Here is a 258-nt window from a genome sequence, read left to right on the forward strand (position 1 = left end):
ACCTCGATCGCGCCCTCGGCCGCGGCGACCAGGGCGCGCAGCGTGTCGATGCCGTCGATCGCGGCGGACGCTCCGCCCGAGGTGAGCACCCGGCGCAGCCCGAGCTCGCGCGCGGTGCGGAGCGTGGCGACCGGGTCGGCGGTCACGTCGATGGCGCGGTGCAGCGTGACGGGTGCTCCCCCGGCGGCGTCGCGGAGACGGGCGACGGCCTCGCGATCGAGGCGGCCGGCGGCGTCGAGCACGCCGATCACGACGCCC

Annotated in this window: 1 protein-coding gene; it reads right to left on the bottom strand. The window is 78.7% G+C overall.

Translation table 11 applies throughout. The annotated features are described in order from the left end of the window. On the bottom strand, nt 1-258 hold a 258-nt coding region (locus DW299_RS03370), incomplete at both ends, for a copper homeostasis protein CutC (protein WP_275090574.1).

It is taken from the genome of Microbacterium sp. K35, assembly GCF_004794375.1.
Lineage (GTDB): Bacteria > Actinomycetota > Actinomycetes > Actinomycetales > Microbacteriaceae > Microbacterium > Microbacterium sufflavum.